The organism is Winogradskyella pulchriflava, assembly GCF_042434315.1.
Lineage (GTDB): Bacteria > Bacteroidota > Bacteroidia > Flavobacteriales > Flavobacteriaceae > Winogradskyella > Winogradskyella pulchriflava.
Genome location: NZ_JBHLTQ010000006.1, coordinates 176,054 through 191,361, shown reverse-complemented (window position 1 = coordinate 191,361; position 15,308 = coordinate 176,054). Strand labels below are relative to the sequence as shown.

Annotated in this window: 12 protein-coding genes; 3 read left to right on the top strand and 9 right to left on the bottom strand. The window is 33.1% G+C overall.

From position 1 onward, the window contains the following. Positions 1-285: 285 nt before the first annotated feature. On the bottom strand, positions 286-3,339 hold the full coding sequence (locus ACFFGA_RS12830) for a T9SS type A sorting domain-containing protein (protein WP_386064658.1): 3,054 nt from the start codon (positions 3,337-3,339) through the stop codon (positions 286-288). A 397-nt stretch (positions 3,340-3,736) separates the two neighbouring features. Between ACFFGA_RS12830 and ACFFGA_RS12825 the strand changes: the two genes are divergently transcribed. Next, positions 3,737-6,157: a penicillin acylase family protein gene (locus ACFFGA_RS12825; RefSeq protein WP_386064656.1), complete on the top strand. Its 2,421-nt coding sequence runs from the start codon at positions 3,737-3,739 to the stop codon at positions 6,155-6,157. After that, the gene (locus tag ACFFGA_RS12820; protein ID WP_386064654.1) at positions 6,150-6,500 is read left to right on the top strand and encodes a hypothetical protein; all 351 of its coding nucleotides are present in this window, start codon (positions 6,150-6,152) and stop codon (positions 6,498-6,500) included. Before ACFFGA_RS12825 ends, ACFFGA_RS12820 begins: the two co-directional genes overlap by 8 nt. Positions 6,501-6,668: 168 nt before the next feature. Here ACFFGA_RS12820 and ACFFGA_RS12815 read toward each other — a convergent pair whose 3' ends face one another. The 4 genes from ACFFGA_RS12815 to ACFFGA_RS12800 all read right to left on the bottom strand — a co-directional run bounded on the left by ACFFGA_RS12815 (position 6,669) and on the right by ACFFGA_RS12800 (position 11,516). Continuing rightward, positions 6,669-8,891 (bottom strand): TonB-dependent receptor, encoded by a 2,223-nt coding sequence (locus ACFFGA_RS12815; protein WP_386064653.1) that lies wholly within the window; start codon positions 8,889-8,891, stop codon positions 6,669-6,671. Positions 8,892-8,893: 2 nt separating this feature from the next. After that, a complete protein-coding gene (locus ACFFGA_RS12810) occupies positions 8,894-10,171 on the bottom strand; it encodes a tetratricopeptide repeat protein (RefSeq protein WP_386064651.1) in 1,278 nt (425 codons plus the stop codon). 92 nt (positions 10,172-10,263) lie between these two features. Beyond that, positions 10,264-10,836 (bottom strand): DUF4331 family protein, encoded by a 573-nt coding sequence (locus tag ACFFGA_RS12805; RefSeq protein WP_386064649.1) that lies wholly within the window; start codon positions 10,834-10,836, stop codon positions 10,264-10,266. Between the two features lie 26 nt (positions 10,837-10,862). Beyond that, a complete protein-coding gene (locus tag ACFFGA_RS12800) occupies positions 10,863-11,516 on the bottom strand; it encodes a DUF4331 family protein (protein WP_386064647.1) in 654 nt (217 codons plus the stop codon). A gap of 143 nt (positions 11,517-11,659) precedes the next feature. Here ACFFGA_RS12800 and ACFFGA_RS12795 point away from each other — a divergent pair, with 143 nt between their 5' ends. Then, a complete protein-coding gene (locus ACFFGA_RS12795) occupies positions 11,660-12,835 on the top strand; it encodes an LETM1-related biofilm-associated protein (RefSeq protein ID WP_386064646.1) in 1,176 nt (391 codons plus the stop codon). Between the two features lie 2 nt (positions 12,836-12,837). On the opposite strand, the gene ACFFGA_RS12790 is transcribed toward ACFFGA_RS12795, so the two are convergent. The 4 genes from ACFFGA_RS12790 to ACFFGA_RS12775 are packed head-to-tail and all read right to left on the bottom strand — an operon-like array spanning position 12,838 to position 15,307. Beyond that, positions 12,838-13,785, bottom strand: coding sequence for a Fic family protein (locus ACFFGA_RS12790; protein ID WP_446697948.1), 948 nt, complete (start codon positions 13,783-13,785; stop codon positions 12,838-12,840). Between the two features lie 52 nt (positions 13,786-13,837). Beyond that, entirely contained in the window at positions 13,838-14,593 is a 756-nt protein-coding gene (locus ACFFGA_RS12785; protein ID WP_386064642.1) for a LytR/AlgR family response regulator transcription factor, read from the bottom strand. Positions 14,594-14,619: 26 nt separating this feature from the next. Continuing rightward, positions 14,620-14,943 carry a 2TM domain-containing protein gene (locus ACFFGA_RS12780; RefSeq protein ID WP_386064641.1) on the bottom strand — a complete coding sequence of 108 codons (324 nt, stop codon included), beginning with the start codon at positions 14,941-14,943 and terminating at the stop codon, positions 14,620-14,622. 19 nt (positions 14,944-14,962) lie between these two features. After that, positions 14,963-15,307: a 2TM domain-containing protein gene (locus ACFFGA_RS12775; RefSeq protein WP_386064639.1), complete on the bottom strand. Its 345-nt coding sequence runs from the start codon at positions 15,305-15,307 to the stop codon at positions 14,963-14,965. Position 15,308 lies beyond the last annotated feature (1 nt).

The following is a 15,308-nucleotide window of genomic DNA, read 5'->3' as shown; positions in this document are numbered from 1 at the left end:
TTTTAATAGTATTATGGCAATAATCAGTAAATATAATAAACTTTAAATTAGAAATACCTCAACTAAAGTACTACGAACACTTGATTTTCTTGATAATCCACACTAATATTTATTATAATAGTCTGATTTTTAGTTTTAAATAAAAAAATACGAGTTTTATAACAACTTAATTATTTAAAACAATACTCCTTAAAATGCCATATTAATGTCTAGAAATTGCCCATAAAAAAAAGGGCAACATTCTCATGCTACCCTTTTACTAAAATATAAGTTTGCTATTAACCTCTATTTTTTAATAACCTTAAAAGTTTGTTTCGCCTCATTGATTGTTACATTTACAAAGTATACACCTTGATTAAGTTCATTCATATCAATTGTAGCATTTAAGTCATTAGGTGAAACGCGCTGAACTTCTTGTCCAACCATATTGTATATACTAACTTTTGTAATTGAATTTTCAGCCTCAATTGTTAGAGTGTTTACTACTGGGTTAGGATAATATTTAAACGCTTCAAACTCATTTGAATCTATACTTAATGAAGCATCTGGATAAACTAATAAGTCAAAAGATTCTGTTTGATTATTATTAAAACTATAGACAGAAATTAGATACGTGTTACCACCAACTAAACTTGTGATAAGCTCACCATTATCATAACAGCCTGAATTCGGTACATAATTATTAGATGTCAATGAACAATCATCGGTATTAAATACTGAATAGTATGGGAACCCTACATCAGCTATTAGATTAAAAGTATATTCTCCTGTATAAGTTGGGGTAAAACTGTACCATATAGTTTTACCACCTACATCACAAGCTTCAGACGATGGATATGAGTTTGCAAAATCACCAGAAATCATATTATTTCCATTAGCATCAGTAGATTCGATTATAACAGTTGGTGTAGAACAATCATTATTTGAAGCCGCTGGTGGTAATTGAAACACACATAAATCGAAATCAATAACAGGTCCATTATCGCCTGATCTTACGTTAAGATAACGAACCTCACCACTATTCATTGATTGCACTTGAGAACCTGTGTTATAGCAGTTCGTACTTTCTTCAATTAAAGCACCACAACTCCCTGAATAAATAAAGTAATTAGAGCTTACATCTGTATTAGCTGTATTAAATGTAAATTCATATATACCTGTTTCTGGGGCCGTAAATTGATACCAAACGTCTTTATAATTAGCAGAAAATCCAACATTACATGTGTTTTCTGCTGATGGTGTAGCACCTACAGTTGTACCATATATTAGATTATTGCAAGTTTCATCAGTAGAAAGGGTTAGTACTGTGGCATCAGCACACTCATCATTAATTGGTGGTGTAGGGGCAGCTCTTAAGCAAATATCATAGTTTTGAGCATACTCTCCAGCAAAATTAGAATTGTTTCTTATATAGTATGTATTATTAATCGTTAAATTATTAAGAGTAACATAATTCCCATTAAAGCAGTCAATACTAGTAAATGACCCGCAACTGCCTTCAAGCAGTTCTGAAGATTGGTTTGTACCACCATTTCCAATTGCTGCGGTTATATTTAAATATTCTAAAATTATTGTTTCATCCGTGGCTACAAAACTGTACCATACATCATTGTTATTTGTAAATTCACAGTTAATTGGGTTGCTAGCAGATTCTGTTGCACCAGCATTTGTTGCACTTGTAACCAATGTACAAGAATCATCGGTATTTACATCCAAAACAATACTGTTTACACAGTCATCATTTACTGGAGGACAATAGAAAAAAGTTGAATCATTAAATGAGCAGTTATTATCTTGATCGTTTGTTAATGTTATATTTACATCCGAACCGCTAGCATATGGACCAATATTTACGATTCCTGTTGCGCTAACATTTCCAATTGAATTTCCAAAATTATCAGACAACGTTAATGTTGTGGCATCACCCATATAAGTTACATCAACATCCACAGTAAAATCACCCGTTGCACATGTAGGAACTGGAGATAGGGTAAATTCTGGATTAATACACGAATTTTGAGTTATCAGTAATAGATCGTAACTAAATGAACTATCTGTCCCGCCACTACTCAACACAATAAAATAAGTATTACCTGCAAACAATACAACATTCTCTAATGCTAGATCGTAAGGAGGTGCTGTTGAATAGTTATCTCCTTTTAGAGCAACACAATTTGTTGCAGTATCTGGACAGCCCTCCATAACATGTATAGCAGCTCCGTATTCAGAAACTTGTGCAAGCTCTATATTAATCGACATATCTGTTGCTGGAGTAATTTCATAAAATACATCATATCCAGTCATATATGCTCCCGAAAAATTACCACAAGGACCTTCATTAATATTATTTTCGTAGTTCGAGGTGTCATCACCCATTCCAACATAAGGAAATGTAGTAATTTCAATTGGATTTGTACATGTTGCTCCTGTTACAGGGGCCGTACGAGTTGTAAAACTTTGCTCAATGCAACCTGTAGCACTTCCAATACCATTATAGGCTACAATATTAACAAAATACTGAGTGTCATAAGTCAGGCCAAGTCCAGCTAATGAATAACTCGTTTCAGCTGTAGATGCAGAGTTTAAAACATCTGTTGCTCCAGAACTTGTACCAATTGACAAGGTATAACCGGTAGGTAAACCAGTTGCTGCTTGCCATGTTATTGTATCATTTAAATCTGTTGTATCAGAACCATCCGTTGGTGATAGCAATGGAACATCACAGTTTGGTGGTGAACTTGCTAATTGTGTAATTGAAACGTTGTCTATAACTACATATAAGCTACCATTTTGTGGATCAACATTTTCTACATTAACGACAAATCTTGCTTGAAAGTCATTACCGGCAGTAAGCGCTCCAAGATTAGATGCTGGTATTGTAGTACAAGTAGTATTATCAACATAAGTAAAATTTGAATCATCAATGGTAATAGCTGACGTCCAATTTGAACCACCATCCACAGAGTACTCTAACGTTACACTACCCCAATTAGCCGACGGAGCGTAATATGTAATAGGAAAAATAAAAACAGGACCTTCTTCAAATACATTAACTGAAAAACTAACTGTTAAATCAGTGGCATTAGTAACGTTTGAATAATTTGGTGAAGTTAAAATGGTTTCTCCTGGTAACGAAGATGGATCAGAAGAAAAACCAGTTAGTGCACTCTTACCAGTGTCTCCACATGCAAAATATGGTGCACTTTCAAAGAATCCTGTCCCAGTCCAGCCGGCTGGAAGCCCAAAATCTGGAGCATTATCAAAGTTTTCGATAATCTCTACCTGAGAGAAAGCCGTAATGCTAAAAAGCATCATTAAATAAAACGTAATTTTTTTCATTGGTTTTTGGATTTAAATTAATAGTGTATTCATTTTAAAAGTTAGTTATTGATACCACAATGTATAAATAGTTATACTATATATATAGCATTTGTTTTTAATATTTACCGAAATTTGAAAGCTAAAACAACACCGCAAACAACTCAATAACAGATATTTAAATCATTACCAACAAAACTTTTCAAAAAAGAGCTTCAAAGAGTAACCTAAGCTCATTTTATAAGTTTAAGCATTGCAGAAATATAATTAATGTGTCAAATTATTTGTAAGTAATACTATTAACACTCTCAGCAAAAAGCTTTCAAAAAAATCAAAAAATTAGCTAAACAAATTAAGTTTCAATTTTAATAACCTCAGATTTATTTAGTACTTTTCGTACGCATTTTATTATCGCTTTATGAAATACACAAAACTTGTTCTTTCCTTCCTATTAACCGTAGGGATTTTTTTCGTTTTAAACACAAAATTGGGAGCAGTTCCTCCAATTGCTAAGTTTCTTAACCCTTATACTGGTGTTTGGCAAAATGAAACTGACGAATCAATAACAGGAGATATAGCTATTCCGGGATTAAAAGATAAGGTCACTGTACATTATGATGCACAACTGATTCCACACCTATTTGCGCAAAACGACCTTGATTTATATAAAGCGCAAGGCTACATTACGGCTAAACATCGTTTATGGCAAATGGAGTTTCAGACTTATGCTGCAGCTGGTCGTTTATCAGAGATAATTGGAGAAGGTGCCCTTAACTATGATAGAGAACAACGAAGAAAAGGAATGATTTATGGTGCAGATAACAGCTTAGAGATTATTAAAAAAGATAAGAAATCTCTATCCCATCTGCAAGCCTACTGCGATGGTGTGAATGCTTACATCAACCAACTTGAGCCAGAAAATTATCCTGTAGAGTATAAATTACTCGATTACAAACCCGAACAATGGTCTATTGACAAAACCATGCATTTATTAATGTATATGACAGATATGCTCTGTGGTGGTGATAGTGATTTTGAATACACCAATGCACTCAGGGAATTTGGAAAAGAGCGGTTTGATATGTTATATCCAGACTTTTATGATTTTGACGATCCAGTAATACCAACAGACACTGATTGGAGTTTTATAGATATTGAGCAAACTAAAACACCTCAAAGTGAATTACCAATTGATTCATTACAATCTGTTATGGAAAAACCTAATCCACATAACGGTAGTAACAATTGGGCTGTTGGACCTAGCAAATCTTACTCAGGCCATCCCATTCTTGCTAACGACCCACATTTGGGTCTTAACCTCCCTTCAATATGGTATGTTATGCAAATTGCTACACCAGAGCATAATTCTATGGGAGCCACCTTACCAGGAACTCTAGGTGTTATTTCTGGGTTTAATCAGCATATAGCTTGGGGAGAAACAAATGCCACAAGAGATGTTAAAGATTGGTATAAAATTGAGTTTCAAGATGAAACAAGAACAAAATACAAATATGGTAACGAGTGGAAAAACACCAGTGTACGAGTTGAAGAAATAAAAATAAAAGGGAAAGAAACCTTTAAGGATTCTGTTATCTACACGCATCATGGTCCTGTGAGTTATGACCATACTTTTAAAGGAGATAGTGAAAAGGTAGGATATGCTATGAAATGGGCAGGACATATAGGTCATGATTTTGTTAGCCTCTTTTTAAAATTGAATAACGGAAAGAATTACGAAGATTATAAAGAAGCTATAGCAGACCATGTGGCTCCAGCTCAAAATTTTGTATTTGCTTCAACTGAAGGTGACATTGCTATATGGGTTCAGGGTAAATTTCCTAATAAATGGGAAGGTCAAGGTAAGTTTTTGATGGATGGCAGTAATCCTGATCATGATTGGCAAAGTTTTATTCCAAAGGAATTTAATGCTCATACTAAAAACCCAGAACGTGGTTTTGTAAGTTCTTCCAACCAACATCCTACGGATTCTCTTTACCCTTTTTATGTCTTTAATGATGGTTATGATTCTTATCGTAATAGAGTAATAAATGATTTTTTTAGATCTAAGGAAAAATTCAATATTCAAGATTTTAAAGACTTACAAAACACAAATTTTAATAAGAAAGCTTCTGAGCTATTACCATATATGTATAGCCATATGGATACATCAACGCTTACAGATGAAGAAAAAGAGATTCTAAACATTATAAAAGCTTGGGATTTTAATAGCGATATAGAAAAACTAGCACCTAGTATTTGGGATGCATGGTGGAGCAACCTCTATGTATTAATTTGGGATGAGTATAAAGATAAAGACATGGTATTAGAAACACCTTTTACCTATCAAGCAATTTCTATGCTTAAAAATAATCCTAAAGATGAATTTATGGATATTCTTAGTACTCCTGAAAAGGAAACATCTCACGATTTATTTTTAATTGCTTTTAAAGAAACTGCAAAAGAACTTATTGACTGGAAGTCCAAAAACGGAGATTACAATTGGCAACAATACAAAGGCACTTACGTCGGTCATTTATTGCAAGGCTTACCTGCATTTTCAAGGTTCGACCTTCCTATTGGAGGAGATAGAAACACCGTAAATGCTGCAGGAAAAAATTGGGGACCTTCTTGGCGCATGATTGTAGAAATGACCTCACCACCAACAGCATTAGGCATTTATCCTGGCGGACAATCTGGAAATCCAGGAAGCAAATACTACGATAATTTTATAGATGATTGGGCAGTTGGCAAATATCATAGCCTTAATTATTTACAATCTAATGAAGCAACAGACGCTATAATTAGCACACAAACCCTAACACCTTCTACTAATGAATAAAAACATAACCAACTTTATAGCTACCATAGCATTAGCTTTTATATTATCATTCGTGTTACCATGGTGGTCTGTTATGACTGCTGCACTAGCCACAGCATTATTTATTCCACTTAAGAAAGCCGCTGTGTTTTTTGTACCATTTTTTGCAATACTAATCTTTTGGGTAGTTTATAGTTTTATACTTAGCAATGGCAATGATTTTACTTTAGCCAAACGTATAGCTGTTTTATTGCCTTTAGGTGGTAGTCCTTATGTATTAATATTAGTTACAGGACTTGTTGGTGGATTGGCTGCAGGTATTGCTGCTATTTTTGGGAAGCAGATTAGTCTAGCTACAAAATAAAAGAGCACCCACGCTTTCACGTGGGCACTCAACTAACAAAAAAACTCAAAAAATATCATAAAAATTTATGATACCGATTAACCGTAATCAGCGGTTCATCTTTCTTGCCAGCAATCAATCAACCTAAATTATTCGCTTCCCCACGAATTATAAAAGTTGATTATGTTTTTAAAATCTATACGTAACCGTACCTTTTATAAAAAATGGTGTACCAGGCGTAAAATGAATCTCTTCTACAGATTGCGCTTCATTTTGTAAACGCGATTCTGTTGCAAATTGAGTTTCATTCCAATCCACATCAAATAAATTTTCTACGGCAATACCTAGTGTAATATTTTTAAATTCGTAATTAAGATTTAAGTCTGTAACGAAATAGCCTTCTGCAACAATAGAGTTGTCTTCATTTGCTGGTCTATCGTCTAAATAACGTAATCTTAATCCTCCTGAAAAACCATCTAAGTTATCTACAGACAAACCACTGGTTAAGGTAAAATCTGGTGCTAATGGTATATAATCCTCACCATCAGCTTCTTCTATACTCCTCGCATTTGTTAGTGTAGCATCTGTATCTAAAAACAACCAATCGTTAAACTGATACCTTAAACCTAAGTCTAAGCCATAGCGTTTTGTTTTTCCACTAGGCTCTACAATACCTGCATCTCCCACATACACAAACTCCTGTTCTAAAAACAAATACCATACGGCTGAATTTACTACGAGTTTAGAGAATGGTTTCCAAACCGTACCTAAATCTGCTCCATAAGAGCGTGGTAAAATATCTTTTGCGTTATTAGCCACAACGACTCTAGTATCATTAGAATGAAATCCTAAACCAGATTTTAAATAAAGCTGCAGATTGTTATTAGCGTTATAATAGAAATTAAGTTTTGGACTTAAAATCGTTTTGGTTTCAGATTGCGTTTCGTAGTTTTCTTGTAATGCGTCTACATACAAGAACTTAAAATAATCTAACCTCAGCGCTGGAGCTATTTTTAGTTTTCCAAATTCAAACTCTGTATTAACAAATCCGCTAATATTGGTTTGATTAATATCTCCTAACTGAATATTCTCTAAAGTTGTTGTTCTATTTAAAGTTCTTGATAATTCCACATCATCAACAATATCATGTCTAACACCTAAACCTGTTGTTAGGTTAAATTCCGTTTCACCTAAATAAGTGGTGTAATTAATTGAAGTATTAGCACCAAAAATATTTCTATCCTCTTTTTGTTTTATCTGATCACCATTTACATCATCCTCTAAAAAGAATGTAAAATTTGAATACAACTCAAAAGCATAATGCGAGTAAAAAGCATTAGCACTTAGCTTAGTATTGTCTGAAATATACTTATCAAAAGTAATATTGAAATTGGTACGCTCTGTTGTACCTCCTTCAGTATCATCTATTGCGCCAAAACGTGTAATATTTCCATTATCAACTTCTCGCTGTGGTATTTGCCCTGAAGCATCCCAACGGCTTGTAAAATGTGATGCTGTTAATGTTAACTTATCATTCTCTGGCGAATAGATTACGTATTTTCCAAATAGGTTTAAACGGTTAAAATTTTGTGGTGACTCAAAAGGGCCATCAGTAGCTATGTACTCTAATGCTACATAAGCATTTTTATTCTTTGTGTTTTCTAAAAGGTTAAATAAACCAACAGTTCTAAGTGTATTGAATTGACCTGCAGAAAATGAAATACTACTCTCTTTTAAATAGTCCTTTGTATTAAAATCAACATAGCCAGCTGTATTAAAATCGCCTTCTTGAGCGTAGTAACCACCCTTTCCAAAATCAATTTTATTCACTGTTTCTGGTATAACAAAGTGTAAATCACTATAGCCTTGACCATGTGCATGAGACACCATATTTACTGGCATACCATCTACAGAAATGGATATATCTGTACCATGATCTATATCAAAACCTCTAAGAAAAATTTGTTCCGCTTTACCACCTCCTGCATGTTGACCAATAAATAAACCTGGCACTTTTCTTAAAACTTCTTGAGAAGAATTTACAGGTGTAACCTTCAAGTCTAACCTTGATATTGTACTTGCTGTATTTAATTCTTCATTTAGTACCATTTCGTCTAATTGAAATACTTTTTCTTCTAAAATTACTTTTAGAGCTGTGTTGTCTTCTACTCTAAGGGTTTTGGTTTTGTAACCAAGAAGTCCCAATCTAATAGAATCACCTATCTTAGTATTAGTTATCACAAACACGCCATTTTCTGAGCTATGTGTATGATTCTCTGAATTTATATTGTATACGTATACAGCCTCTAACGGTTGATTGAGTTCATTAACAACAACACCCTTTATAGATTGAGCGTTACTAATCATAAAAAAACAACCAAACATTAGCACTGCTAATAATTGCTTTTTCATAATTACAGTTGTTTAATTTTATCTTTCATTGTTGGACCCAACTCGTACAAGCTTGCTGTTAATTCTTGCTTTATAGGCTTAACCTTATCGGTTTTTCCTGCAGCTTTATAAATTTCGGCAATATGATATAGTACGTCTGGCTCTGATGTTTTACCATCTACGTAAGTTTCAATAATTTCATTCGCCTTATTTACATCACCTTTTTTAAAGTAACTCCAAGCCAACAAGTCGTAAGATTGTGGTGTTGGTCTGTTTTCAACTTCGCGCTTTGCAATTTCCAACGCCAATTCTGGTTGTTTTAAATCTTCAGAATATAAAATGACATTGTATTTATTATACATTTCACCATACTGATGATTTTTTACTGCAGCACTATAATCTGACAGTGCTTTTGTCTTTAACGCTTCGTTATTCGTATATTCTGCAATCTCTGCTTTTAATAAACTATAGTCTGGCGCAGAATAATAACTTGAAATATGATTTAAAACTTTAAGCGCTTGCTCAGGATTTTTTTCATAAGAATATATAATCCAAGCAATTCCTTTTTTTGCATAAGCATCATTAGGATCTAGCTTTAGAGCCTTTAAGTACAAGTTATAGGATTCGTCAATTCTACCTGCATGACCATAAAAATCTGCTAAATTAGTATAAGCCCATTGTTTTGTAGAACTTATGTTAGACGATTCAGCAATCTCCATAGCTCTTTCCATGTGGATTATAGCTTTATCTAAATTGCCCTTATGGTCTTCCCATTTAGACAAACGAATTAAATAATCGAAATCCGAATTGTTTTTTATGTCTTTTAAATACGATTCTGCATAGATGTAGTTTCCTAATTCTAAATGTACATCGAACAACATTTTCTTTGTACCATTTAGCTTTTCACCATTTGCTTCCGCTTCTTTTAAAAGAGCTAAAGCTTCTTTAAATCGGTGTTGCGAAATATAATTAGCAGCTAAGCTTTTTAGAAGGCCTGGAAATTTTCTACCAGTTATTTCTATGGCTTCAATTAAATCTTTTTCAGCTTTAATTAAATATGAAATATCTCCAGTAGTATTAAATATTTGTGCGTATGCGCTTGCGCGCTTTCCTAATTGTGAGAATTGATTTGGCGTAGCTTCTATTTTGTTAGTTAAAAATTGAGCTTCGGACATTAACTGTTCCTGATCAATTACTGTATTTAAGTAATCCTTATAGTCATCTATATCAGTAACAGATTTAGAATTACAACCAAAGGTTAGAACTAATAAAATGAAGGGAAAGACTTTTTTTAGTATCATGATAAATAAATATTTTGTGAGTTTTTTTTATGTGTTTAAAATAATTCTGAAGTAAAGCACTAAGCCTTACTCCAGAATTTAGGTTCAGTATCTTACCAAGGAGATGCTAAGTATGGGAATGATGATAAAAATGGTTTATCATTTGCATCTACATTGTCATTAGATAATCCTGGGTTTTCAGAAAAATCTTCTCCTCCAAAGATTAATAATAACTCAACGGTTATAACATCATCGGCTAATCTTCTACCTGTTAAAACGGTTGCAGGTGTTGTTGAAGGATCATAAAATGATGTTGGTCCATCTAAGGAAACGTTTAATACATCTGTAGCTAATAAGCCAGTAAATGTTGCAGCGTCTAATCCTAATGCATTTGTATCACCTGGATTTGCATAAGCGGGACTCAATGCTTCTAAGTTGGCTTGAAACATCGCCTGAAATGATGCTCCTTGTTGAGAAGGAATTGTAGTATTGAAAGCGTCTTTCATTCCTGCAGACACAAATACAGTATTAACTGCTGGTCTTCCCATTTGATCTTCTTGAGCATAAGTTCCTGTAAAGTTAGGTCCAGTTGGCCCACCACTATTGTCGTCGTCGTTACTACAATTAAAAGCTGTCACTGACACTAAAATTGCAATAGCATATAGTTTTATATTATTTAATTTCATGTTTTCTTGTTTTTTAAGATTTAAGATTATTGTTTTCTTTTAGATTCTACCCAAGTGTTTATAGTACCTGTACCACCAATCATAGATTTTGGCACCTCAACTACTACAGACATTACATTAAAACCTGCAAATGTATCTGCACCAGGATTATTAAAACTAGTGGCAGTACCACCAATGATTTCTCCATAACGGTTAAAATCCATAAAGAAAGGATCGTCTCTAGGTCCAGCAAAAAATTGCATACCATTTGCACTTCCAATTACAGCGGTTTGTCCATAGTCAGTAATATCTACAGAACCTTGTACAGCTGTAGTTGCTAAAATTGTACTGTTTAATCCAGTTTGTGAAGGTGCTGTTGGTCCAAAGAAATACATTTTACCATCTCTTGCAGTTGCTTGTATGACTAAATCCTCAACATTATCACTGTCAGTATCTATATTAAACTCAATCAATGTATTTTCATCAAAAGAAGCTGAGCCTGTAGCCTCTGGACTTAGAAGCCCTTGCACATTAGCAACAAATACTAAATTTGAAGTATTAGCACCTTGGAAGGCGTAAAAATCAGTGATATCACTTGTACCACCTGAAACAGCAGGAGCATCAATATGATCTGCTGCAATTGCGACGAAAGTAGCAATACCTAATATTGCACTTGCGATTAAAATTTTTGTTTTTTTCATAATTTTGAGATTTTGTTAATTATTTGTGTCTCTGTTCTACCTACGCAAAAATGAAAGAGGCGGTTTTATTTTTTTTTGAAAAAAATTATAATCGCTAAAATTCTGTGAGATAAAAAGTATCTTTATCCTATAATTATAAGTCTATGAATCCATCAGCTAGTGGCTGGATAAAAAAATTACTCAAAGAAGTTTCTGAAACGATGTATTCGCAAACAGAAACATCTGAGTTTTACAATAAATTGAAGCAAGCCGGATTCATCTATGGGAGCAACATTAAAGTTGTTCTGAATATCGTGAAACCCTTTGATTTTACTGAAGAGGAGCGCTGCAAAATCAATTTATTACTTACGTTTTATTTCATCTACAGAAAAGAACAACCAAATGAAGATTTTATAGACAATTTAATTCGATATTACAAATCTATTAGTGACCAAAAGCAATCATTTTTTGAAGAATTATTCGGAGATAAAAAGCCTGATAGCTTACTAGAAAAAATGATTCATAAACGTATTCATATAGATGATAATTTTATTTCAAAAAGCTTTAATTATTTTTTAATCAACGCTCTTTTGTTTGTAGATGTTTTAGGTTACCAACGGTTTTTAAAGGATGAAAATAACATTAGAAACTACGTTCACAAGGTTGAATCTGCATTAGAAACCATTATATTCTCTGTAATTGATAATAAGGCTGAAAAAACAGAATACGACAACAATCTTATTAAGTTATTTGAAGGATCTATTCGTCATAAGAATACGGAATTGCTTTCTTATGATGAAGCGGTTTCATTAATTAGCACTCCTTTAGAAAAATTATATGTCATCGATTTGGTTTGTATGGCTTCTTGGACAGATAAAATTATTGATAAAGAAGAACTTGCCTTCTTAAATCAATTACAAACGGATTTAGATTTAGACAGTAACGTCATTACCTTATCTGTTGATGATATCAATACATTTTATAACGAACACAAAGAAGATGTTGCCTTTTTAAGTTCTAAAAACTTGGCACAAAGTTTTTATGATAACAGTAGCAAAGTCGTTTCTAAACTCATTAAGAGAAATAGCAAACGACTTATTAAAGAGTTATCGGAAAGCAAAGAAGCTATGGCACTTTTAGCGCAATCCACACAACGGAACCTTACTGATGAAGAACAGAAGAAAATTCAATCGCAATTATTAGATATTTTTAAGTCTATACCTAGTTTGGCAATCTTTATGTTACCAGGTGGTATGTTGCTTTTACCTTTGTTTGTAAAGTTTATTCCTAAACTATTACCTTCTGCTTTTGATGATAATAGAATAGATGAAGAAGACTAATGCTATTTGCCCTTATCTTCTATATAATTTAAAACTGCTTCTTTGGTAGTGTACCAATTTCTACCTTCTTTATGTGCATCTATTTTACCTTGGCGAGCTAATAAACTAATATATTCTTGCCCATAAGGTATATCTGGTTCGTTAACAATATTAGATATAACCTGATAATCTTTATCAGAACCAGGAATAGCACTGAGGTAAATATTTAAAGTACGCTCCGTAGCCTGACTCATTAGCAACATTAACTTACCATAGTTACCATTATTAGCTTGATTTAATGCCGAATAGTATTTAGCCCTATCATTGGTAAGTATTATGGCTGGCGGAAAGCCATGACGCATTAAAAGTAAATTCATTGCTAAACGAACTGTACGACCGTTACCATCAAAAAAAGGATGAATCCATACAAACTTATGATGAAAAACAGTGGCAAGCTCTATTGGATTTAAGTCTTGTGGATTAGTATTTATGTAAGCTATTAAGCTATCTAAATACTCCGAAACTTTGTGCGCATTAGGAGGTACAAAATTAGCTCCAGAAATACGCACACCTGCATTACGTAAACGACCTGCGTATTCATCTTCTATTGAACGAAGTACCAAACCATGAAGATCTAAAACATCTTTACTATTAAGCACATAGTTGTCTTTAACTAAGCTATAGAGTTTATGGATAGCTGTTTCGTGATTTTTGGCTTCAAAATGCTCTCTTAAAGATTTTCCTTTTATAGTAATGCCTTCTTGCAAAACCATTTGGGTTTCTCTAAGGCTAAGCGTGTTACCTTCAATACTATTACTATTGTATGTCCATTCTATAAGGAATGCCTCTTTAATATTTTGCAATATTATATTGGGCAATGGTCTGGCTGAATTTAAAACCTTGACCTTGTCTAATAACCTACTGAATGTAGGCTCCAATTCTTTTCTATATATTGTATTAACATCCCACACACCTCAAAGGTACAAAATATCGGTTGAACTAAAAAATATATCTATCCGATTTTCACTCTAACCAATGCTTAAAATCTTTGACGCGCTCTCTTGCAACAATAACTTCTTGTTCATTAAAATGGTTCAGTTTTATTTGCAAACGCGAATTGGTATAGCTTACCATATCCTTTATAGCATTAATATTAACGTAGAATTTTCTACTGATTCTAAAAAACACATGTGGTTCTAGCTCATCTTCTAACTGATCTAAGGTTAGGTCTAAAAGGTAATTTCTTCCTTCTTTGGTATAAGCATAAGTACCTTTGTTCTCACTGTAAATACATTCAATATCTTCGATATTAATAAGTTTTAAATGCTGACCAACTTTTACAGAAAAACGTTTTTTGTACTCACGTTCAATAGGATTGACCAATAACTTTTTAATGTCATTAAAATCTAAAGTTACCGATTGTTTTTGCGGAGCTCTAGCTTTAAATTTATCTACAGCAGCAGCTAAGTCATCTTCATCTATTGGTTTTAAAAGATAATCTATACTGTTAAGTTTAAATGCTTGTAGTGCATACTCATCATAAGCAGTTGTAAAGATTACTGCCGATTTAATATCAATAGCTTCGAAGATTTCAAAAGACAGACCGTCACTAAGTTGAATATCTAAAAAGATTAAATCTGGATGCTCATTATTCTGAAACCAATCTATAGACTCTTCTACAGAATGTAACATAGTTTCTGCTTCAACATCTAAAGTTGCGAGCATACGTTGTAGGCGTCTTGCTGATGGTTTTTCGTCTTCTATTATAATTACGTTCATTACTTACAATACCTATTTTAATGATTTTATTCCCAAAAGGTAGTTTCTACCTCTTTGTCTTTATTTACAATTTCTTCTATCTTTCTATCTTCCCAACTTTTCTTAAAAAATAATCTTCCTTTAAACACTCTTACAGCATTGAGTATAATAGCAATAGTCCAAAATACCAATACCGTAATATTTAAACCTGTAATTATTTTAGTATATGGTCCTTCCATAATGTAAAAATTATAACAAATTAGTGCAACAACTATAAGGTATAACACTAGGTGTAGATAGAAAACTTTAATACGTCTTACTTTACGCTTCGCTTCTATATAAATATCTTTTTCTTCATTACTTATTTCCATAATTCTAAAGGTTTAATAACTATTCCCAGCGCTTACGTTCCTTTTCCATAAACTCTTCAATTTTTTTGTCTTCCCAATTCTTTCCAAAGAAAAAATTAGGACCAAAAACACCTAAAAAATGAAATACTAAGCCAATGCCCCAAAAAACAGCCGTTGCATAAGGTCCAAACCCTGAAAAACCTTGGTTTGAGTTAACACCTATTAATATAATTAAAAATAAATTTACTATAACATAAACCGCCAAGTGCCAGTAGAATCCTATTATAGCATCTACTTTTTTCTTTGCTCTTAAATACGCTTCTTCCTTTCTAAAATCACGAGTTTCTTGTTGCTCGTCATAAGGTTCTATACTATACTTTTCCATA

Excerpts from the sequence above, each read along its gene's own strand:
- ACFFGA_RS12830 (WP_386064658.1), bottom strand. The coding sequence starts at position 3,339 with ATGAAAAAAATTACGTTTTATTTAATGATGCTTTTTAGCATTACGGCT.
- ACFFGA_RS12785 (WP_386064642.1), bottom strand. The coding sequence starts at position 14,593 with ATGAACGTAATTATAATAGAAGACGAAAAACCATCAGCAAGACGCCTA.
- ACFFGA_RS12810 (WP_386064651.1), bottom strand. The coding sequence starts at position 10,171 with ATGATACTAAAAAAAGTCTTTCCCTTCATTTTATTAGTTCTAACCTTT.
- ACFFGA_RS12825 (WP_386064656.1), top strand. The coding sequence starts at position 3,737 with ATGAAATACACAAAACTTGTTCTTTCCTTCCTATTAACCGTAGGGATT.
- ACFFGA_RS12795 (WP_386064646.1), top strand. The coding sequence starts at position 11,660 with ATGAATCCATCAGCTAGTGGCTGGATAAAAAAATTACTCAAAGAAGTT.
- ACFFGA_RS12775 (WP_386064639.1), bottom strand. The coding sequence starts at position 15,307 with ATGGAAAAGTATAGTATAGAACCTTATGACGAGCAACAAGAAACTCGT.
- ACFFGA_RS12805 (WP_386064649.1), bottom strand. The coding sequence starts at position 10,836 with ATGAAATTAAATAATATAAAACTATATGCTATTGCAATTTTAGTGTCA.
- ACFFGA_RS12780 (WP_386064641.1), bottom strand. The coding sequence starts at position 14,943 with ATGGAAATAAGTAATGAAGAAAAAGATATTTATATAGAAGCGAAGCGT.
- ACFFGA_RS12800 (WP_386064647.1), bottom strand. The coding sequence starts at position 11,516 with ATGAAAAAAACAAAAATTTTAATCGCAAGTGCAATATTAGGTATTGCT.
- ACFFGA_RS12820 (WP_386064654.1), top strand. The coding sequence starts at position 6,150 with ATGAATAAAAACATAACCAACTTTATAGCTACCATAGCATTAGCTTTT.
- ACFFGA_RS12815 (WP_386064653.1), bottom strand. The coding sequence starts at position 8,891 with ATGAAAAAGCAATTATTAGCAGTGCTAATGTTTGGTTGTTTTTTTATG.